Genomic DNA, 21,317 nt, shown 5'->3' with positions numbered 1-21,317 from the left:
TCATGACAGCACTGGTTCTTGACGGCAAACTTTGCGCCAAAGAAACTGAAAACCGCTTACAAGCACAAGTTGCCGAGCTTAAAGAGCGTACCGGTCGTACCCCAATTTTAGCGACCATTTTAGTGGGTGCTGATCCAGCATCAGCCACTTATGTGAAAATGAAAGGCAACGCTTGTCGTCGAGTAGGCATGGACTCTATGGCAATTGAATTGCCAGAAACCACGACGACAGAGCAGCTTTTAGCCAAAATCAACGAATTGAATAATAATCCAGATGTGCACGGTATTTTGTTGCAACATCCGGTGCCAGCACAAGTTGACGAACGTCTTTGTTTTGATGCGATTGCGGCTCATAAAGACGTTGATGGTGTTACTTGCCTTGGCTTTGGTCGTATGGCGATGAAAGAGCCAGCTTACGGCGCGGCAACGCCTGCTGGTATCATGCGTTTGCTTGAAGCCTATGACGTAAATCTAGAAGGTAAACATGTTGTTGTGGTTGGTCGTAGCCCGATTTTGGGTAAACCGATGGCAATGATGATGTTGAACGCCAACGCTACTGTCACTATTTGCCATTCTCGTACGCACAATTTATCTGAGTTTGTAAAACAAGCTGACGTGATTGTTGGGGCAGTGGGTAAGCCTGAGTTTATCAAAGCTGAATGGATCAAAGATGGCGCGGTTGTGGTTGATGCGGGTTATCACCCTGGTGGCGTCGGTGATATTGAACTTTCGCCTTTAGTTAACCGCGTTACGGCTTATACACCAGTTCCAGGCGGTGTTGGACCAATGACGATTAATACACTGATTTTGCAAACTCTAGAATCCGGCCTTAAACAACTAGGCTAATGGACTTGAAAGGTTTGTATCGCTGCCCCATATTATTGATATAGAGTCGAAAAATGGGACAGAAAGGCCGCGCCATTAGGTGCGGCTTATTTTTTATGAATTGAACAGAAATAGGCAGACATTATATGTCCACAGAAATGTTAAAAGATGCGTTGGACTTCGATTTGATCGCCGATGTGTTTGTTACAGAATCCATTACCGCCTCGCCGTCAGAATTACACGGTCAATTATGTGGCTACCTAGCTTCTGGTGTGACCTTGCCGTTGGAAGATTGGTTGACGATGGTGGTTGAGTTTTGTGATATTGAAGGGTGGAAAGAAGACGCTAGCCGTGTGGTTATCGTTGAGCTTTATACCGCGACGCTGACTCTGCTTCAAAATGGTGAGTTTGCGCTTGTGCCAAGTATTTCAGATGAAGACGCGGATTTGTGCGAAAGAGGTGTGACTTTATCGCAATGGGCGCATGGTTTTTTAGCAGGCTATGGTTTGTCTGGACAAAAAAACACCTTATCGGATGAAATCAAACAAATCCTTCGCGACTTTGCCAATATATCGGGTATGCAAGCTGAAATGCGTGCACTTGAAGACAGCAATGACAATGAAGCAGACTTGACTGAATTGGTTGAATACGTGAGATTGTCAGCGATGATGATGTACACAGAACATCATGCTATCAATCCCGATGTGGATCATACCAAGAAGAATTCATTACATTAAAAGCGAGACCTTTTATGAAAATCGACACTCAAACTTATCAGGCGCGCCGTGAACGTTTGATGCAATCCTTACCTGAAAATAGTGTGGTTGTGGTACGTACTGGTGAGTTGTCAACTCGTAGTAATGATTGCGAGTATGAGTTTCGTCCTCATAGCAGCTTTTTCTATTTAACGGGATTTCCAGAGCCAAGTGCGTATGCCTTGATTCATGGGCATGGCGATATGACCTTAGTTACTTTGCCGAAAGACCCTGAGAAGGAGCAATGGGATGGCTTTCGTTTCGGTATAGAAGGCGCAATAGCGAACTTTGGTGCAAATGAAGCCGTGGCATTGGATGAGTTAGACAGTGTCGCTTTTGCTGCATTGGATGGCGCATCACACGTTGCTTACTTATTTGATGATTCTACCTTAAGAGAAAAAATTGCACCTTGGCGCAGTGCTGTTGCGGCTCGCGCTAGAATGGGCGCGGTGGCACCGACGAATTTTATCGATCTGGCGCCTGTGGTCTCAGAAATGCGTTTGCGAAAAGACACTGAAGAAATCGCCATTATGGAAACGGCCGCGCAAATTAGTGTTGAGGCTCATAAACAGGCGATGCGTACAGTTCGTCCTGGAATGAATGAGTATCAGCTCGAAGCTGAGCTTAATTATGTCTTTATGAAATCCGGCGTGCGACAACCTGCGTATAACAACATAGTGGCTTCCGGTAGCAATGCTTGTGTGCTGCATTACATCAAAAATGATGAAGTCATTGAAGATGGCGATCTTATCTTGATTGATGCTGGCGCGGAATTAGGCTGTTACGCCGCCGATATTACGCGTACTTTCCCCGCGAATGGCAAATTCAGTGAACCCCAAGCGGCGTTGTATCAAGTGGTATTAGATGCGTACCATGCCGGTATGGAAAAGCTTACCGTGGGAACCCCTTATGAAGCTTGTCACAATGCAGCGGTACGAACGTTAACAGAAGGTCTGGTCACTCATGGTTTATTAATGGGGGGGGTTGATCAGCTGATCGAGAGCAAGGCATATCGAGATTTTTACATGCACAATACAGGGCATTGGTTAGGGCTTGATGTTCATGATTGCGGCGCTTATAAAATTTCGGGTGAGTCGCGTTTACTTGAGGAAGGCATGGTGTTGACCATTGAGCCGGGATTGTATATTTCTGCTGATAATCAGTCGGTTGATGAAAAATGGCGGGGTATAGGGATTCGAATTGAAGACGATGTGCAAATTCGTGCTGATGGCCCTTATGTATTAACTCATGGCCTACCAAAAGAAATTAAAGAGATTGAAGCTTTAATGGCTGAGAATCGTTAATCAAAAACGCGAAGCGTTGGAGTAAGGTTAGATGGCTAAGTCGTACGATCTGATTATAGTGGGTGCCGGTATGGTGGGTGCTCTGTCGGCGATATTGTTGGCTAAATCTTCTTTACGAATTGCGCTTGTGGATAAACACGATGGTGACTATCGTTTGTCTACGCCCCCCGCTTATGACTCGAGAGTCAGCGCTATTTCCAGTCAGTCAAAAGCCTTGCTTGAAACGGCCGGAGTATGGCAAGGCATTCCCCTAGAACGTATAGCATCTTATGACAATATGGTTGTTTGGGATGGCCTTGGTGACGGTCATGTTGATTTTAATGCTGAAACAACGTCGATGCTTGAACTAGGTTGTTTGGTTGAAAATGCGGTTTTGAATCAACAGCTTATGTTGAAAATTCGAGATGTTAAAAACATCGATCTTTATTTGAGTGATACCCTAGAGTCTCATGAACTGAGTGAATCTGGTGTTAGGGCAGAGCTGTCTTCGGGTCACGTATTAGAAGCTCAGGCAATAGTGGCTGCTGATGGCGCCATGTCCAAACTTCGTACAGAGAATGCGTTTGATACGGTCGAGTGGGATTATGGCCATAGTGCCATAGTGGCAACCATAGAAATTGATAAATCACATCAAAACACCGCGTGGCAAAGTTTTGGCGAAGAAGGTATTTTAGCCTTCCTTCCATTGCCCAGTGTTGACCAAAGGCATTTTGTGTCCATCGTTTGGTCTGTACCGCCCAAAGAAGCCGAATCATTGATGGCGCTAGAGGCTGACGCCTTTTGTCGTCGTTTGCACTACGCTATTGATAAGCGATTTGATGTCTTGGGGGTTACGCAAGCCCGTCAATCGATCCCGTTGCGACAGCGTCATGCCAAAGAGTATGTGAAGCCAGGTATGGTTTTGATCGGTGATGCCGCCCATACGATCCATCCTTTAGCAGGGCAGGGTGCAAACCTAGGTTTTTCTGATGTTAAAGGATTAGTGGAAGTATTAAGCAAGGCGCATCGTCGAGGAGAATGTTTGGGTGCCAGTAACGTCCTAAGGCGTTATCAACGAGCTAGAATGCTAGATAACATTGCCATGTCGGTAGGGATGGAGGCTTTCAAGCGTTTATTTTCGACACAGCAGCCAGTGTTTGTTCAGCTTAGAAATATTGGAATGAAACGTTTCAATCACGATGTCGCGTTAAAGCAAAAACTGATTGCTCGAGCGGCAGGGCTAGCTTCTTTTTCTTGATACATTCTCATTATCCACGTTACTTATAATGGAAATACGCCACTTTTTTTCAATACACTACGTATTTCTTCTTGAAAAAAACGATTGTTGTCATACTCTGCATAACTAGATACATCACTAAACACTTTACAAGGCGGAATGGAATGCAAGTCCAAGATCTTCTAAAACAAACGGATAAACTCCCCAATGTCCCCGACGTCGTCCGCGAACTGATTCAGCTTCTTAACGATTCAAATGCAAAGTATTCGGATATTGCTGAAAGGGTTTCCCACGATCAGACGATTTCACTAAAAGTGTTGCGGGTAGTAAATTCCGCGTATTTTGGTTTGTCTAGAAAGATCTCTTCTATCGATGAAGCGACGGTTTTATTGGGTATCGATAAACTGAAAACCTTGGTAATCGCTTCTGGTTTTTCTAACTCTGTGACCAGCGTAGAGGGTATTAAGCTATCTGAATTTTGGGCCGATTCTTTTCGTGTTGCTGAGTTGGCGCAATGGATAGCAAAGCGGACTTCATTGGTTGAAGCGGAAGAGGCGTTCACGGTAGGGATTGTGCATAATATAGGTCGTTTACTTTTACATCTTACCGAACCAAAGATCGCAAAAGAGATTCAGGTTTTGGTCGCAAATCGAAAAGCGGGCCGAGTGAAGGCAGAAAAAGATTTGCTTGGTTTTACATCTCAGGATGCAGGGAAGGCGTTAATGGATCTGTGGAAGTTTCCTGTTGGGCTTGGTGACGCAATACAGCATCATAAACGACCATTTGATAATGATGAACCAAAACCATTAGCGTGCGTTTTAAATTTAGCCTGTTACTTGAATGCCTGTATTCGTAATGATCGTGACTACGACTTAGTGAGAGAAGGCTTTCCTATGGCAGTGGCTAAAGCGGCGGGCTTACCGGAAGGCATAGTGTATGAACTAGACGATGCACTTATGATCGGTGATGAGCTTAATCAATTGCTTCATTAATGCTTCTAGATTGCTCTTTGAATCGGTTAGTTTGATTGGAAAGGTGATTTAATTCACCCGATTATTATTAGTACGTTAGAGTGCTTTATGGGCCACTTGAATAAATGATAATCGCTAGTGTTTAGTATTGTGTTGTGCTAATTTCTTGTCTCATTTTTTCTGTCCCTATTTTTTTTCTCTATGATGCATGGAAGTGTCTGTGATGCGTAGAGAATGTTTTCAAATTGTGGAAGGTGAGTACGGCGATGAAATCACATAAAACAACTCATATTACAGAGCGTAAGCTTTTTTTCAAAAGGGCTGGATTAATCACTCTGGCATCATTTTTACTTATATCTACTGGTTTGCAGGCGAAAGGAGAGGTCAATATTTACTCTGCTAGAAAGGAGTCTCTTATTGCGCCAGTACTGGATACTTTCTCGAAAGAAAATGATGTTGTTGTAAACTTGATAACCGGCTCAGCCGATGCGTTATTGAGCCGATTGAAAGCCGAAGGCGATGCCAGTCCTGCCGATATGTTTATTACCGTTGATGCTGGCCGTTTACACCGTGCAAAGGCCGCTGGTGTGTTGCGGGCTCTTAATAATAATGTCTTAAATACTAACATTCCAAGTCATTTACGCGACAGTGATGGTTACTGGTTTGGTTTGTCTCAACGTGCTCGTGTTATTTTTTATAACCCTAAAAAAGTATCTCCGAAAGACCTGTCTAGCTACGAAGACCTCGCTAGTTCGAAGTGGAAAGGGCGTATTTGTGTCCGATCCTCTGCCAATATCTATAACCAATCTCTAGTTGCGTCTATGTTAGAAGCGGATGGTCGTGAGAACACACAGACTTGGATTAAAGGCTTGGTATCTAACTTAGCTCGCCCACCTTTTGGTGGAGATATTGATTTATTGAAAGCCGTTTCAGCCGGTGTTTGTGATCTGACATTGGCAAACACTTATTATTACGGCCGCTTAGGGCAGAGTGATAGCGCGGATGAACGAGCGGTGTATAACAGCGTAAAATTATTCTGGCCAAATCAGGGTGAAGGTGAACGCGGTGCTCATGTGAATGTCAGTGGTGCTGGTATTACCGCCGCCGCAACGAATATTGAAAACGCTACTTTACTGCTTGAATTTTTAACGAATCGTGCATCTCAGGAATGGTATGCGCATGTAAATAATGAATACCCTGTTGTAAAAGGCGTTGGAGCACCAGAAATGTTGGCGCCATTTGGGACTTTTCGAGCGGATACCATTTCGTTAAGTCAATTGGGTGAAAACAATCGTGAAGCGGTTGAGCTTATGGACATCGCCGGTTGGAAGTAACCTTTATCTGGCATGGCTCTGTAACGTGAGCTTTCTGAAATTGGCTCTTTGAAATGAGCTTTCTGATAGGATTTTTAATAGTTAATGGCTGATTCAGCTTATTCTAGTGCCGCAAGTAAACCTAAATTTAACGGGTTAAAAATGGCGGCAATGCTTATTGCGGCCATTTTGGCTTTGCCCATATTGGTTGTATTGGTCAACGTCCTGATCGGTGATGGTGATGTGTGGCGACACCTTTACGATACCGTGCTGGCTGAGTACATTTCGAATTCACTTTTACTTATGCTGGGAGTGGGAGTGGGCGTGTTAGTCATTGGCGTACCGTGTGCTTGGTTGACCAGCATGTGTGACTTTCCAGGGCGTTCACTTCTATCTTGGGCGCTGCTTTTACCAATGGCTGTGCCAGCTTACATTATTGCTTATACTTACACTGGTGTACTGGATTTTGCGGGTCCGGTGCAAACCTTTATTCGAGATATTACTGGCTGGCGTTACGGCGAATATTGGTTCTTTGAAATACGTTCGCTTGGAGGCGCCACGGTGATGCTCACCTTGGTTCTCTATCCCTATGTTTATTTAATGAGCCGTGCTGCCTTTTTAGAGCAGTCTGAAAACACCTTAGAAGTCAGCCGTACATTGGGTTACTCAGGTCGTGCTGTCTTCTTTAAGCTTGCTCTGCCACTGGCGCGTCCTGCTATTGTGACCGGCCTTACTTTAGCGCTTATGGAGACATTAGCGGATTACGGCACGGTGCAGTATTTTAGTGTAAATACTTTTACGACAGGAATTCTACGTACCTTTTACGGTTTTGGTGACGTAGCCGCGGCATCACAGTTGGCGGGAGTATTGTTGATGTTTGTGGCCACGCTGATCTTACTAGAACGATATTCACGCCACCGTATTCGCTATCATGCTTCTGGGCTGAAAAAGGCGAGCAATCGACGAATGGCCCTGAAAGGTGGTCGCGGTATTTTAGCTAGCGCTTTTTGTCTGGTGCCTATTCTTGTTGGCTTTATTATCCCTGTCAGTGTATTGGCGTACTGGGCTATTTTTAAAGCAGACCGGCCGGGGGCAAACTTTATCCAGCTGGCTTGGAACTCCTTTTATCTTGCCGCCATTGCATCAATGATTGTGGTGAGTTTGGCGTTGGTACTCAGTTATGCCATCCGTTTGAATAACAGTCGTAGTGTGGGTGTGTCGGTTGGTATTGCAGGTTTAGGCTATGCTTTGCCCGGTACAATTATTGCCATTGGTACTATTGTGCCATTAGCTTGGCTTGACCATAGAATTATTGATTTAGTGAAGTACTACAGTGGTGACAAAGTCGGTTTGATCTTTTCAGGTACCTTGGTTGCACTTTTGTTTGCTTATACGGTTCGTTTTATGGCTGTGTCTTTAGGCGCGGTACAAAATGGCTTGGGAAAAATTAAGCCGAGTATGGACATGGCAGGTCGATCGCTTGGAATGTCGTCCTTTAAGGTGCTGACGCGGATTCATATTCCTCTTCTAAAAGGCTCTGTTCTGACGGCAATATTAATTGTGTTTGTCGATGTATTGAAAGAGTTACCAGCGACCTTAGTGCTTCGGCCATTTAATTTTAATACGTTGGCAGTCAGGGCGTTTGAGTTGGCTTCTGATGAAAGGCTTGTGGATGCGGCTCCTGCCTCGTTAATGATAGTGCTGGTGGGCTTAGTGCCAGTGATTTTACTGAGTCGTTCCATTTCTTCACGCACGGATTACTCTAAATAACGGGTACTTTAAATAGTGAGCACTCTAAATAGGATTCAATATGGCCTCGTTACCTCTTCATAAAACGTTGAAAGAAATGACACTGACCAATGTATCAGTTGGTTATGATGGTGGCGTGGTGGTTAAAAATGCAGCTTTTCAGTTATTGGAAGGACAGATTGGTTGTTTGCTAGGCCCTAGTGGCTGTGGAAAATCGACTTTGCTGCGTGCGATTGCTGGTTTTGAGTCTTTAATGACGGGCGAAATAATGATCGATGATCAGATTATTTCTAATTCTTCGCTTAGCGTTAATCCAGAAGATCGTCACATTGGTATGGTGTTTCAAGACATTGCCTTGTTTCCGCACCTGACTATCGCACAGAATATTGCTTTTGGTTTGTCATCTTGGTCAAAAGAAAGCGCGCAGGAACGTGTTGCTTATTTATTAGAATTGGTTGGTTTAGCGGGCTTTCAATCACGGTATCCTCATTCGCTATCGGGTGGTCAACAACAGCGCGTTGCCCTAGCAAGAGCGATTGCCCCCAAACCAAAGCTGTTGCTAATGGACGAACCCTTTTCTGGCCTTGATGCAAAATTAAGAGAAGAGTTGGTACCGGATATACGTGACATATTGCAGCATGAAAAAATGAGTGCGCTCTTGGTTACGCATGATCAAATGGAAGCGTTTGCCATGGCGGATCAAGTGTCCGTAATGGACGCTGGCGTAATCCATCAAACAGGGTCTCCGTATCAAATTTACCACCGTCCAGAAACACGATTTGTTGCGAGCTTTATTGGTCATGGAGATTTTTTATCTGCTACCGTATGCGGGCCAGACTGTGTGCATTCTGATCTAGGTAATATTCGTGGCGACCTAGATCATGGGTTCGCAGATAATGCGCTGGTGGACTTATTGGTTCGTCCCGATGATATTTTGCACGATGATGATAGTGCATTCGTCGGTGTGATTGTGAGTAAGTGGTTTCGTGGATCGCATTTTTTATATCGAGTAAAACTGTCCTCCGGTAAAGTGGTTTATTGCTTTGCTTCTTCCCATCATAATCACGCTTTAGGGCAGAAAATTGGATTGAGTGTTCATTTAGATCACTTGGTGCTTTTTCCGCGTTAGGAAACGTCTGCGATTTTATAGTATTTAGAGAATACTTGTCTTTTGAAAGGCAAGTAATTTCTGTTGTGTAACTTTCCTTAATAAATGGCAATTGATTCTAGAGTCTCTATAATAGCGTTTTTTTAAACATATACTGGGTGAAAACTTTGAGTGTTATTCGACTAAAGGGTCAGGCTGATCGCCGTCTTCGAGCTGGGCATCAATGGATCTACAGCAATGAGGTGGATACCTCAGCGACGCCATTAAAGCAATTTACGCCAGGGGATCAGGTTGTTGTCGAAACAGCACAAGGAAAACCTCTTGGTATCGCCATGATAAATCCCAATACATTAATTTGTGGACGGCTGATTAGTCGTAGCACCGATACTGTATTGAATAAGTCTACCTTGGCTCATCGTCTTAACATTGCGTTGTCATTACGTGAAATGACGTATCCTGCGCCGTATTATCGCCTTGTCTTTGGCGACTCTGATGGATTGTCCGGTTTGGTAGTGGATCGTTTTGCAGACATTCTTGTTGTTCAAATTTCGACGGCAGGCATGGAGCGCGTAAAAAACGAAATCATTGAAGCTTTGCAAGATGTTGTGAAACCATCTGCTATTTTGATGAAAAACGACGGTAAAATGCGCCAAATCGAGGGCCTGGATAGCTACGTTGAAGAAGCGTTCGGGACAGTTCCAGAAACGGTTTTCTTACAAGAAAATGGCGTTTTATTCGAGGCGCCAGTTTGGGATGGTCAAAAAACAGGTTGGTTTTATGACCATCGCGAAAACCGCAAAACCATGCAGAATTTTTGCGACGGTAAGCGCGTGTTAGATGTATTCTCATATGTTGGTGGTTGGGGGGTTCAAGCGGCTTCTGCTGGCGCCACAGATGTGACCTTTATTGATGCTTCTGAAAAAGCGCTTAATTATGTTACAGGCAATTTACAATTGAATCAGTATGAAGGTGGCTCTAACTTGATGCATGGCGACGCATTTGAAGCCATGCAGTCTTTGATTGACGACAAGCAACGCTTCGATGTGGTTGTTATGGATCCACCGGCTTTCATTGCTCGTCGTAAAGACATCAAAGCAGGTGAAGGGGCTTATCATCGAGCAAATCAATTGGCGATGAGATTGGTCGCGAAAGGTGGAGTTTTAGTCTCAGCTTCTTGTTCTATGCACCTTGAAACAGCGCGTTTACATGACCTTGTTCGAAGTAATAGCCGTCAGCTAGAGCGCTTTTCCCAGCTTATTTATCGCGGCACGCAAGCGCCAGATCATCCAGTGCATCCTGCGATTGAAGAAACAGAATACTTGAAAGCCTTGTTTTATCGAATTCACAACAATATGGGCTTATAAGCGTATTGATTGAATTTGATCTATCAGATCATGGCCAAGATACGAAGTAAAAAACGTGGTTAGAGCCTTTCTAACCGCGTTTTTTTGTTTTAGCGAACGTTTTACCAATGGGTGGCTTAAGTTAATTTCGTAAGGAAATATGTTGCCAGCCTCGGTCTTGTGCAATTTTTGTCAGTGTTTCATCGGCATCAACGGCGATAGGGTGATCGACCAATTCCAATAGCGGCAAATCATTTCGTGAGTCGCTGTAAAAGTAGCTGCCTTCCATTGTGTGTCCTGTTTCGGCTAACCATTCGTTTAAGCGTGTTACCTTGCCTTCTTGAAAGCTGGGAATGCCGATAATCTTTCCTGTGTAATGGCCGTCAATGATTTCTGGTATCGGTGCGATAATATGATCCATGCCTAAAGCATCACTGATTGGACCGGTAACAAATTGGTTGGTGGCGGTGATCATTAATAAGAAATGGCCTTGATTCTTATGGTCTTTTATCAAGTCTTTCGCTTTCTTCAGCATCATTGGCTGCACTTTTTCTTGCATGAATGTCTGATGTAAGTGGTTAAGCTCAGTGCTGGAGAATTGCTTTAATGGCGCGAGGCTAAACGCTAGGTATTCATGGATATTCAGTGTGCCTGATTGGTATTGTTTAAAGAACGTATCGTTCGCTTCTTTGTATGCTTGGGTATCGACTAACCCTTTCTCAACCAGAAATTGTCCCCAAGTGTAATCACTGTCACCGTTTAATAAGGTGCCATCTAAGTCAAATATTGCGAGTGTCACAAGCTGTCCTCAATTCTTCTAAAGTGCGCGAATTATAGCCTTGGCGATAATAAATAACAGTAGTCTTAATTGTGCGGATGGGGGAATTATGGAACAATGAATCTAATTTATTCTTATATAAGAAGGTGATGGCTCGTGATTGATGCAGACGGATACAGACCGAATGTGGGCATCATATTGATGAACGAGCGTGGCCAGCTTCTTTGGGCGAGACGTGTTGGGCAAAATGCTTGGCAGTTTCCTCAAGGCGGCATTAAATCTGATGAAACACCGGAAGAAGCGTTATTTCGAGAACTAAAAGAAGAAGTAGGGCTGGATCCTGATCAGGTTGAAATCGTTGGGAAAACCCGCGGTTGGCTGCGTTATCGTCTTCCTAAGCGCATGTTAAGACACAATAGTAAACCTTTATGTATTGGACAAAAGCAGAAGTGGTTTCTTCTGTCTATTCGTTGTCCTGATGCTTCTGTGTGCGTGGATGGAACTGAAAGTCCTGAGTTTGATGGGTGGCGTTGGGTAAGTTATTGGTACCCACTTGGTCAAGTGGTAGCGTTCAAAAAAGACGTCTACCGAAGAGCCTTAAAAGAGCTTATTCCTAGCGCACATCGTCGACTAGAAAAGTGATAAACTTACAGGCTTAATAATGGAGGTTATGTAGATTGATGGGAGCGCTATGCTAGCTTTGTTAAGACGTATTACACAAGAGGTGACTGCTGCGCAGTCTTTACCGGCTGCGTTGGATATTATTGTCCGACGGGTTCGTAGAGCGATGCGAGCAGAAGTGTGTTCTATTTACCTAGTAGACGCCAATACAAAGGATTATGTCTTGATGGCAACCCGCGGTTTAAATGCGGATGTTGCGGGCAGTGTTAGCTTAAAGGCAGATGAAGGTCTGGTCAGTTTGGTTGGTCGAAGAGCAGAACCTGTCAACCTTGAAGACGCTCATATTCACCCTTCGTTCCATTATTTAAACGGCACAGGTGAAGAACGCTATCGCTCTTTCCTAGGCGTGCCTATTATTCATCATCGACAAGTCTTGGGAGTGCTGGTTGTGCAGCATGAAGACAAGCGTCGCTTTGATGAAGGCGAAGAAGCTTTCCTGATTACCTTGTCTGCGCAATTAGCAGGCGTTATTGCTCACGCTGAAGCGACAGGGGCTATTACCAGTTTAAACTCTAATACTATTCCTAGTGGCTCTGATTTTCGCTACAAGGGCGTTCCTGGTAGTTCTGGTGTTGCGATTGGTCGCGGCATTGTTATTTTCCCTCCAGCCGATTTGGATGTTATTCCGGATCGTCGAACCACCGATTTTGATGAAGAGATTCAAGATTTTTATCAAGCACTTGATGCCGTTCGACACGATATTCGCCGTGCTAGCAATCGTATTAGCCAACATCTTTCTGTCGATGAAAAAGCGCTTTTCGATGTGTACCTTAAAATATTGGATGATAATTCCATTGCTGGCGAAATCGTTCGAAAAATCAAAGAGGGTAACTGGGCACAAGGCGCATTAAGGCAGGTTATTCAGGCACACATTGCCCAGTTTAATCGCATGGATGACCCTTACCTACGAGAACGCGCGTCTGACCTACGTGATCTTGGTCGCCGTATACTGTCTCATTTACAAGAGAAAGCGCCGAATGTTGCTGAGCGCTTTAGCGAACCGTCTATCATTATCGGTGAGGAGCTGACGGCTTCGATGTTGGGTGAAATCCCAATTGATAAGATCAAAGGTCTTGTTTCCGTTATGGGGTCTGGTAACTCGCATGTGGCAATTTTAGCGCGTGCTATGGGTATACCAACCGTCATGGGCGCGTTGGACTTACCTTATGCCCAATTAGACAAAGTCGATCTTATTGTCGATGGTTATCTTGGGAAAATATTTACTTATCCATCTGAAGCGCTGATAGAAAACTACCAGCAAATTGTGGATGAAGAGCGTCAACTAGAAGAAGAATATGAAGCCCTTCGAGATTTACCCTGTGAAACTCTGGATGGTCAGCGTTTATCTTTATTTGTAAACACGGGGTTGTCTGCCGATGTTGCTCGATCTTTGGATCGTGGCGCGGAAGGAATTGGTCTTTACCGAACGGAAGTGCCTTTTATGGTGCGGGATCGTTTTCCAACCGAGGCTGAACAAGTTGTTATTTATCGCCAACAGTTAGAAGGTTTCGCGCCAGCGCCAGTAACCGTTCGTACGCTGGATATTGGTGGTGATAAAGCGTTATCTTATTTCCCTATCAATGAGGCAAACCCTTTCTTAGGTTGGCGTGGGATACGAGTGACGCTCGATCATCTGGAAATTTTCATGGCACAAATTCGTGCCATGATAAAAGCCAGTGCCGATCTTCATAACTTGAAGATCATGCTGCCTATGATTTCAAATGTGGCGGAAGTAGAAGAGGCGTTGGCCTTGATTCGTCGAGGTTATGCAGAGGTTAAAGAAGAAGGTTACAACGTTAAAATGCCTCGCGTCGGTGTCATGATAGAAATCCCCGCCGCGGTTTATCAAGTCAAAGAATTGTCTGAACTGGTCGACTTTTTATCCGTCGGAACGAACGATCTAACCCAGTACTTACTGGCGGTAGATCGAAATAATCCTCGTGTTGCTGACTTATATAACTCGTTTCATCCATCCGTTTTACGCGCGTTGCTTAGCATCGTCGATCAGGTGAGAGGAGAAGGTGTTGGATTAAGTGTGTGTGGTGAAATGGCGGGTGATCCAATGGGCGCTATTTTGTTAATGGCGATGGGATACGAGGTGTTATCCATGAGTTCGACCAGCTTGCCTAAAGTGAAGGCGGTCATTCGAAACATATCCATGAAACAAGCTCAGGACATGCTTGATGAGGTGATGAAACTTTCTCATGCAGAAGCGGTCACACAAACCATGACAAGACTCATGCGTGAAGCCAATATTGAACGTTTGATACGCCCATCCAAAACCACCAATGTGGATTAATATCTACCTGAGGTTCATTACAAAATTATGATTTCATATCCAGACATTGATCCTATTGCTGTATCTATAGGGCCGATTTCCGTGCATTGGTACGGCATTATGTACCTGATTGGTTTTGCCGGTGCGTACTTTTTCGGCATGTATCGAGCTAAGTGTTCTAACGGACTTTGGACACCAGAGATGGTCAGTGATGCCATATTTTATGGTGCACTTGGTGTCATTTTAGGGGGCCGTGTCGGTTATATTTTATTTTATCAATTTCCTGCGTTCATCGATAACCCACTCATAATAGTGCGTATTTGGGAAGGCGGAATGTCTTTTCATGGTGGTTTACTGGGCGTGATTGCTGCCATGCTTCTTTTTTCTCGCCGCTACAAAAAACACCTTGTTGATGTGACCGACTTTATTGCCCCCTTTGTTCCTATTGGTTTGGGCGCTGGGCGTTTAGGTAATTTCATTGGTGGTGAGCTGTGGGGCAAGCCAACAGACGTGTCTTGGGCAATGATCTTTCCAAATGACGCATTACAACTTGCTCGTCATCCTTCTCAACTGTATCAATTCGCATTAGAAGGTGTCGCGCTGTTTTGCATTTTATGGTTCTTTTCTCAAAAAACAAAACCTCGTTATTGTGTTTCCGGTATGTTCCTACTTTGCTACGGCATTTTTAGAATCTTAGTTGAATTTGTGCGCGAACCAGACAGTCAAATTGGTTACCTTGCTTTTGGTTGGTTGACGCAAGGACAACTGTTGTCTTTGCCTATGGTTATTGTCGGTGCCGGTTTGATTATCGCAGGCTTCAAGTTGAAAACATTCCCGAAAAATTAAAACCTTAGAATTGATATAAAAAAACCAGCCGTGTGGCTGGTTTTTTTATATCTAAGCATTTCTACACCGAGAATGGGTAGGCGATGGGGTCGTGAAATTGGTAATCTTCCACTTCAAAATCGTCCATGGTAACCCATGTTTCTATGTCTTTTAGTGTTTTAATCTCTGGGTTGATTTTTAGTGTTGGTAGTGGGTAAGGCTCGCGTTTTAACTGCACGTCACGCATCAATTCTAGCTGATCTTCGTAGATGTGTGCGTTCACTATCTTATGGAACGCTTGGCCTGCTTTTTTGCCTGTAATTTGCGCGACGATGGCGAGGAGTACGTAAACTTGAACCATATTGAAATTGAGCCCCAGCGGAACATCACAGCTGCGTTGGGTACTGTTTAGGTAAAGTGTGTCGCCGAGTAGCGAGAAATGATGGCTGTACAGACACGGACGAAGGCAAGCCATATGGAAAGCACCCGGATGATAAAAGGTGAGGATTTCGCCACGGTTATCAACGCCACGGGTTAGGTCATCGACGATTTGTTTTAATAGATCGATGTGGCCGCCGTCTGGTTTTGGGAAATGACGGCCAATTGCGCCGTAGCAAAGCCCCATGTCATCTTCGCCTTTGCGGTAAGAGTTGTTTAGCCAAACCTCATTTTTATTGGCATTTGCGTCCCATGTTTTAGTGCCTAGTGCTCGAAAGTCGGCGGCGTTGTCGTAACCTCTTAAATAACCAATGATTTCCGCAATCGCAGACTTCCAGAAACTTTTACGCGTAGTGACGAGCGGAAATTCGCCTTTGCTCACATCGTAGGTGAGGTCGGCATTAATGACTGTTAAGCAGCGTTTACCAGTGCGTTCATTGCTTACCCATTCGCCTTCGTTGACGATGCGCTGGCAAAGGTCTAGATATTGTTTCATTGAGGCTTACCTTGTTTTGTATTGAACGACGACTTGTGCTTAGCGTCTCCTGAAGTGTGTCTAGGAAATGCATTCTAAGCTGCCATAGGTATAATGATTATTATCGATTATATCAGAAGCTCTTACTCTTTGATCCCAAGAGTCAGGCTGTCTTACAAGAAAGGTGCTTGCTATGTTGTCACTGATTGTTGCTATGTCTACCAACCGAACCATAGGTATTAATAATTCGTTGCCTTGGCATTTGCCGAATGATTTGAAATATTTTAAGCAGGCGACCATGGGTAAACCCATTGTGATGGGACGCAAAACGTTTGAATCTATTGGTAAACCATTGCCGGGCCGTCGCAATATTGTGATCAGTCGTGATGTCGCTTATCAAGCAGAAGGGATTGATGTTGTGGCTTCTTTGGAAGACGCTATCTCTCTCGGTGAGGATATTTGCTTGGTCAACGGTCAAGAGGAAGTCATGGTGATTGGTGGTGCTCAGATTTATCAGTTAGCACTTGAGCGTGCTGATCGTTTGTATATTACCCATGTGGACGCCGATGTAAAAGGCGACGCGTTTTTCCCAGAAGTAGATTGGCCGTCTTTTACCTTGATGGGGGAAGAGGTGTTTGCGGCAGAAGGGCCCAATCCATACGATTATCGTTTCTCGGTATATCAAAGAACCAGCGCAGAGTAATCCGTATGTGGCAGCAAGTTGAGATTAAATTACCGCCGATGCGTCGTGGTTTTCATTTGATCACCGATCATATTGAGGCTGCTTTACGTAATATGTCGCCTGTTTCTATTGGTTTGTTACATGTTCAATTGCTTCATACTTCCGCGTCTTTAAGCATTAACGAAAACGCAGATCCTTCAGTAAGACGCGACATGGAGCGTCATTTTTCTCATATGGTGCCAGAAAATCAGCCGTATTATGAGCATGTGTATGAAGGAAGTGATGATATGCCAGCACATATTAAGGCAAGTCTGTTAGGGTCATCTTTAACTATCCCTATTCGAGATAAAAGATTGTACTTAGGGGTTTGGCAGGGCGCTTATTTGGGCGAACATCGAGACCATGGTGGTGTTAGATGTATTGTTTTGACCTTGCAGGGCGAACCTTGTAAATGAAGGTAATACAATAGAAGAGTAACAAGCGACATACTGATGAGCATGTCGTTTGTTTTTTTTAGACTTTAATTAACGACGATCTGCTTGCTCTCGGCTTGTCCATCTTCAACCGCCTGGTTAGCGCTTAAAGCCAATTCATCAATGGTTTCACCATCTTCTGGGAAGGTTGCGATCCCGATACAAAAATCCATAGGATCTGAATTGCCTTCTAACAAGACTGTTTTTTCATCTTCGGTTGGATTGATAATGTGGTTAAGCAATTTTTTGGCGTCTTTGACACTGGTATTGGGTAGCAGTAATAGTAATTTATCGCCTTCAACGCGTGCTAGTACATCGGCTTCTCTAATCTTTTTATAGATATGTCGAGCCGAGGTTTGAATCGCAATGTTACGAGCTTCCATAGAAAGTGTTGACAGTCGTTCGTTGGCATCAAGGTGTATTTTAGCCATGGTCAGTGGCGTATACTGACGCTTTGCCAACCCTAGTTGCTTTTTAAAGTGTGTAAGCGCCGCGCCTCTTGTTAACAAACCAGTCAGCTCATCGAAAGTAGCTTGGTTTCTGAGGTGCTCTTCAAGGGCTTTTTGATGACTAATATCGACAACAAATCCGATGACTTTTTTAATGCTACCATCGACTCTTTTAGAGTAAGTCCTTCCGCGTTCTTTGACCCACAAATAGCTTTTATCACTCTTCTGAATTCGGTATTCGACTTCATAGTAGTCTTGATTGTGGGCGACATGTTCATCGACCAAATCTCCCAATCTTTTAACGTCGTCAGGATGAACAATGGCATGCCATTCCGCGGTTGATTGAGGTGTTTTTTCTTGTGGAATCCCCAGTAACGTTGCAATGGATTTTGAGCAAGAAACCAAATCTGATTCCGTTTCCCAAATCCACAAACCTGCAGATGACTCGGTTAGGGCGAATTTAAGTAGCGTATTTTCCGCCGCTGAAAAATCCATGTGATCGGTATTGTAAACGCAAGCTAATACCGATTCGCCAAGATGCTGCAGCTCAAGTTGCATGTTTACTAACTTGTCACCGACTCGGATCAAACTTTCACAGCGTTCAATACTGCCGTTTTGGATCTTGGTGTTGAGCTTGTGCCAATCTTCTACCGACGTGGCATCCGCACAAAGAGATTCCCATGTATTCGAAGGTGTTGCGTTGAAATTCTCAAACATGACTTCAAAGTTGTGATTATATGACACTAATTTTCCGCTACTGCTCTCCACTATAAAAGCGGGCGTAGGCATGTACTTAAACGCTAATTCGAAAGGGGTACTCATAAACGCGCTCCTTTATAATGATGATGGATTATTCTGGCGTGATCCAAGTAACTTGATATGTCGCCTCGCTGTCTTCTGCTAATAGTTTGCTTAGAACTGGTAAAAATTCCTGGGCTTCTTTTTCGAGAGTCCAAGGTGGATTAACAATGATCATACCGCTTCCGGCCATTCCACGCTCTTCTTCTGTGTTTCTAATGCAGAGTTCAAGTGAAAGTACATTACGAATATTCGTTGTTTTTATTGAACTCAAAAAGGCGTTTGCTTGCTGGCGATTTAACACTGGATACCAAATAGCAAAGGTACCTTGAGGAAAACGCTTGTAGCCATCTTCTAATGCTTGAACCACATATTTGTAGTCTTTTTTGACTTCATACGGCGGATCCATTAAAACAAATCCACGTTTTTGTGGTGGTGGTAGCATGGCTTTTACGGCGGCAAAACCATCGTCTTTGACGACATTGGCTTTACGTTTGTTTGGGAACAGCGCGGCCAGCGTTGGGTAGTCGTTCGGATGTAGCTCGCATAAGTGTAGTTTGTCTTTTTGACGTACGTAGTAGTCAACAATTTTTGGGCTGCCAGGGTAAAGACTTAGCGTGTTTTCAGGGTTCATTTCCCGAACAATGTCTAACAGGTTTTCTAAAGGCTCTGGTAGGTTGTCTTCGGTAAATAGACGAGCAATGCCGGAGTGAAACTCTTTATTCTTTTGCGCTTGCTCAGAGTTTAATGAGTATTGACCAATGCCAGCGTGAGTATCTAAATAGAAAAAGGGCGCGTCTTTCTTTATAAAATGACGGCAGATTTGACTTACCGTCAAATGCTTTAAGATATCAGCGTGGTTGCCTGCATGATAAATATGGCGATAGCTGAGCATGCTGTGTCCTGTCGTGAGTAATCTCGTTATGAATGAAAAAGGCCGCGAGCCTAATATGGCAAAGCGGCCTTTTGCGTATTATCTTAAAAATTAGTCTATTTTACTGATGTCGCGTACGGCACCTTTGTCTGCACTGGTGACAAAGTGAGCATACACTTTCAATGCAGGAGAGACTTTGCGAGGACGCGTTTCTGCGGGCTTCCAAGCATCTGCGCCTTTTGCATTCATCGCGTCACGGCGAGTTTGTAGTTCTTCGTCGCTTAGTAATACGTTAATAGTACGGTTTGGAATATCGATGCGGATAATATCGCCATTTTCTACTAATCCGATGGCTCCGCCAGCACCCGCTTCAGGAGACACGTGACCGATAGACAAGCCGGAAGTGCCACCAGAGAAACGTCCATCCGTTAAAAGTGCACAGGCTTGACCTAGGCCTTTAGATTTAATGTAAGAGGTCGGGTAAAGCATTTCTTGCATGCCTGGGCCGCCTTTGGGTCCTTCGTATCGCACGATAACCACTTCGCCTGCTTTGACTTTGTCATCAAGAATGTTCTTAACGGCTTCGTCTTGCGATTCAGTAATGTGGGCTGGGCCTTCAAAGACTAAGCAAGATTCGTCTACGCCGGCGCTTTTTACAACACAGCCATCTAGCGCAATGTTTCCGTACAATACCGCTAAGCCGCCTTCTAAAGAGAACGCGTTTTCAATAGAACGGAAACAGCCGTCTTTACGGTCTCCGTCTAAAGATGGCCAGCGAGTCGATTGGCTGAACGCGGTTTGCGTTGGAATACCCGCGGGGCCCGCTTTGTAAAATTCAATCACTTCTGGCGTTGGTGAACGCATGATGTCCCATGTTTCAAGCGCTTCTTCCAATGTTTTGGAATGAACGGTATGACATTGGTTGTGCAATAGACCGGCACGATCTAGCTCGCCTAGCAGGCCAAAAATACCGCCTGCCCGATGAACGTCCTCAACATGGTATTTAGGCGAGTTGGGTGCGACCTTACACAACTGAGGGACGCGACGCGACAATCTGTCGATGTCTTCCATCGTAAAGTCTACGCCAGCTTCAAGAGCGATCGCTAATAGATGAAGAATGGTATTGGTTGACCCACCCATTGCAATGTCCAGCGTCATCGCGTTTTCAAAAGCGTTAAAATTCGCAATAGCGCGTGGCGCCCAGTGGGCTTCATCATTTTCGTAGAAACGTTTTGTGATGTCGACAATACGACGGCCGGCTTCTAAGAATAAACGGCGACGGTCGGAATGTGTCGCCAGCGTCGTGCCGTTGCCAGGTAAACTTAGTCCTAGTGCTTCGGTTAGACAATTCATTGAGTTGGCGGTAAACATGCCAGAGCAAGAACCACACGTTGGGCAGGCAGAGCGCTCGTACTCGGCCACTTTCTCATCTGATGCCGTTGGGTCCGCTGCGATTACCATGGCATCGACTAGGTCGAGCTTGTTTTCGGATAATTTTGTCTTGCCGGCTTCCATTGGTCCGCCAGAAACAAAAATAACAGGAATGTTAAGACGCATTGCCGCCATCAGCATTCCCGGTGTAATTTTGTCACAGTTAGAAATACATACGAGAGCATCGGCGCAATGCGCATTAGCCATGTATTCCACTGAGTCTGCAATCAAATCACGTGAAGGCAGGCTGTACAGCATACCGTCATGACCCATTGCGATACCGTCGTCGACTGCAATAGTGTTGAACTCTTTCGCTACACCACCTGCAGCTTCAATTTCACGAGCAACTAGTTGGCCCATATCTTTTAGATGAACGTGGCCGGGTACAAATTGTGTAAAAGAGTTGACCACTGCGATGATGGGTTTTTGAAAATCATCGTCTGTCATTCCGGTGGCGCGCCATAGCGCACGAGCTCCTGCCATATTGCGGCCGGAGGTAGTTGTCTTGGAGCGGTATACTGGCATTATTTTCCCCACAGTTTTTTGCTTTAT

19 protein-coding genes are annotated in these 21,317 nt (G+C 44.6%); 14 read left to right on the top strand and 5 right to left on the bottom strand.

Annotation, left to right across the window (positions count from 1 at the left end; translation table 11 throughout):
- Positions 1-2: 2 nt before the first annotated feature.
- From folD to MP3633_RS14950, 9 genes are all read left to right on the top strand, one after another.
- Entirely contained in the window at positions 3-845 is an 843-nt protein-coding gene (gene folD, locus MP3633_RS14990; RefSeq protein ID WP_176336127.1) for a bifunctional methylenetetrahydrofolate dehydrogenase/methenyltetrahydrofolate cyclohydrolase FolD, read from the top strand.
- 125 nt (positions 846-970) lie between these two features.
- On the top strand, positions 971-1,561 hold the full coding sequence (locus MP3633_RS14985; protein ID WP_112140909.1) for a UPF0149 family protein: 591 nt from the start codon (positions 971-973) through the stop codon (positions 1,559-1,561).
- A gap of 14 nt (positions 1,562-1,575) precedes the next feature.
- The gene (locus tag MP3633_RS14980) at positions 1,576-2,883 is read left to right on the top strand and encodes an aminopeptidase P N-terminal domain-containing protein (protein ID WP_176336126.1); all 1,308 of its coding nucleotides are present in this window, start codon (positions 1,576-1,578) and stop codon (positions 2,881-2,883) included.
- 31 nt (positions 2,884-2,914) lie between these two features.
- Positions 2,915-4,120 (top strand): UbiH/UbiF/VisC/COQ6 family ubiquinone biosynthesis hydroxylase, encoded by a 1,206-nt coding sequence (locus MP3633_RS14975; protein WP_176336125.1) that lies wholly within the window; start codon positions 2,915-2,917, stop codon positions 4,118-4,120.
- A 143-nt stretch (positions 4,121-4,263) separates the two neighbouring features.
- Positions 4,264-5,091 carry an HDOD domain-containing protein gene (locus MP3633_RS14970; protein WP_176336124.1) on the top strand — a complete coding sequence of 276 codons (828 nt, stop codon included), beginning with the start codon at positions 4,264-4,266 and terminating at the stop codon, positions 5,089-5,091.
- A gap of 245 nt (positions 5,092-5,336) precedes the next feature.
- Positions 5,337-6,404, top strand: a complete 1,068-nt coding sequence (locus tag MP3633_RS14965; RefSeq protein WP_244959672.1) for a Fe(3+) ABC transporter substrate-binding protein — start codon at positions 5,337-5,339, stop codon at positions 6,402-6,404.
- Positions 6,405-6,488: 84 nt separating this feature from the next.
- Entirely contained in the window at positions 6,489-8,153 is a 1,665-nt protein-coding gene (locus tag MP3633_RS14960) for an ABC transporter permease (protein ID WP_176336123.1), read from the top strand.
- Positions 8,154-8,193: 40 nt separating this feature from the next.
- On the top strand, positions 8,194-9,261 hold the full coding sequence (locus tag MP3633_RS14955) for an ABC transporter ATP-binding protein (RefSeq protein WP_112140899.1): 1,068 nt from the start codon (positions 8,194-8,196) through the stop codon (positions 9,259-9,261).
- Between the two features lie 146 nt (positions 9,262-9,407).
- Positions 9,408-10,604 (top strand): class I SAM-dependent rRNA methyltransferase, encoded by a 1,197-nt coding sequence (locus MP3633_RS14950; RefSeq protein ID WP_176336122.1) that lies wholly within the window; start codon positions 9,408-9,410, stop codon positions 10,602-10,604.
- Positions 10,605-10,725: 121 nt separating this feature from the next.
- Here MP3633_RS14950 and MP3633_RS14945 read toward each other — a convergent pair whose 3' ends face one another.
- On the bottom strand, positions 10,726-11,382 hold the full coding sequence (locus MP3633_RS14945) for a histidinol-phosphatase (RefSeq protein WP_112140895.1): 657 nt from the start codon (positions 11,380-11,382) through the stop codon (positions 10,726-10,728).
- 135 nt (positions 11,383-11,517) lie between these two features.
- Here MP3633_RS14945 and MP3633_RS14940 point away from each other — a divergent pair, with 135 nt between their 5' ends.
- Genes MP3633_RS14940 through lgt form a run of 3 tightly spaced genes read left to right on the top strand, consistent with a single transcriptional unit; the run spans position 11,518 to position 15,166 of the window.
- On the top strand, positions 11,518-12,003 hold the full coding sequence (locus MP3633_RS14940; RefSeq protein WP_112140893.1) for an RNA pyrophosphohydrolase: 486 nt from the start codon (positions 11,518-11,520) through the stop codon (positions 12,001-12,003).
- A gap of 49 nt (positions 12,004-12,052) precedes the next feature.
- On the top strand, positions 12,053-14,341 hold the full coding sequence (ptsP, locus tag MP3633_RS14935; protein ID WP_176336121.1) for a phosphoenolpyruvate--protein phosphotransferase: 2,289 nt from the start codon (positions 12,053-12,055) through the stop codon (positions 14,339-14,341).
- 27 nt (positions 14,342-14,368) lie between these two features.
- Complete coding sequence (gene lgt, locus MP3633_RS14930; RefSeq protein WP_176336120.1) at positions 14,369-15,166, top strand: prolipoprotein diacylglyceryl transferase; 798 nt, start codon at positions 14,369-14,371, stop codon at positions 15,164-15,166.
- Between the two features lie 61 nt (positions 15,167-15,227).
- Here the strand turns inward: lgt and MP3633_RS14925 are convergent, their stop codons facing one another.
- Positions 15,228-16,079, bottom strand: a complete 852-nt coding sequence (locus MP3633_RS14925; RefSeq protein ID WP_176336119.1) for a thymidylate synthase — start codon at positions 16,077-16,079, stop codon at positions 15,228-15,230.
- A gap of 172 nt (positions 16,080-16,251) precedes the next feature.
- On the opposite strand from MP3633_RS14925, the gene MP3633_RS14920 reads away from it, so the two are divergent.
- Positions 16,252-16,761: a dihydrofolate reductase gene (locus tag MP3633_RS14920; RefSeq protein WP_176336118.1), complete on the top strand. Its 510-nt coding sequence runs from the start codon at positions 16,252-16,254 to the stop codon at positions 16,759-16,761.
- A gap of 5 nt (positions 16,762-16,766) precedes the next feature.
- On the top strand, positions 16,767-17,195 hold the full coding sequence (locus tag MP3633_RS14915; protein ID WP_176336117.1) for a secondary thiamine-phosphate synthase enzyme YjbQ: 429 nt from the start codon (positions 16,767-16,769) through the stop codon (positions 17,193-17,195).
- Between the two features lie 65 nt (positions 17,196-17,260).
- Here the strand turns inward: MP3633_RS14915 and MP3633_RS14910 are convergent, their stop codons facing one another.
- The 3 genes from MP3633_RS14910 to ilvD all read right to left on the bottom strand — a co-directional run bounded on the left by MP3633_RS14910 (position 17,261) and on the right by ilvD (position 21,290).
- A complete protein-coding gene (locus MP3633_RS14910) occupies positions 17,261-18,484 on the bottom strand; it encodes a sensor domain-containing diguanylate cyclase (RefSeq protein WP_176336116.1) in 1,224 nt (407 codons plus the stop codon).
- A gap of 28 nt (positions 18,485-18,512) precedes the next feature.
- The gene (locus MP3633_RS14905) at positions 18,513-19,355 is read right to left on the bottom strand and encodes a 23S rRNA (adenine(2030)-N(6))-methyltransferase RlmJ (RefSeq protein WP_176336115.1); all 843 of its coding nucleotides are present in this window, start codon (positions 19,353-19,355) and stop codon (positions 18,513-18,515) included.
- A gap of 90 nt (positions 19,356-19,445) precedes the next feature.
- Entirely contained in the window at positions 19,446-21,290 is a 1,845-nt protein-coding gene (gene ilvD, locus MP3633_RS14900; protein ID WP_176336114.1) for a dihydroxy-acid dehydratase, read from the bottom strand.
- Positions 21,291-21,317 lie beyond the last annotated feature (27 nt).

Source organism: Marinomonas primoryensis, assembly GCF_013372285.1.
Lineage (GTDB): Bacteria > Pseudomonadota > Gammaproteobacteria > Pseudomonadales > Marinomonadaceae > Marinomonas > Marinomonas primoryensis.
Note: the sequence above shows the minus strand (reverse complement) of the source record. Positions and strands in the feature narration are given on the sequence as shown.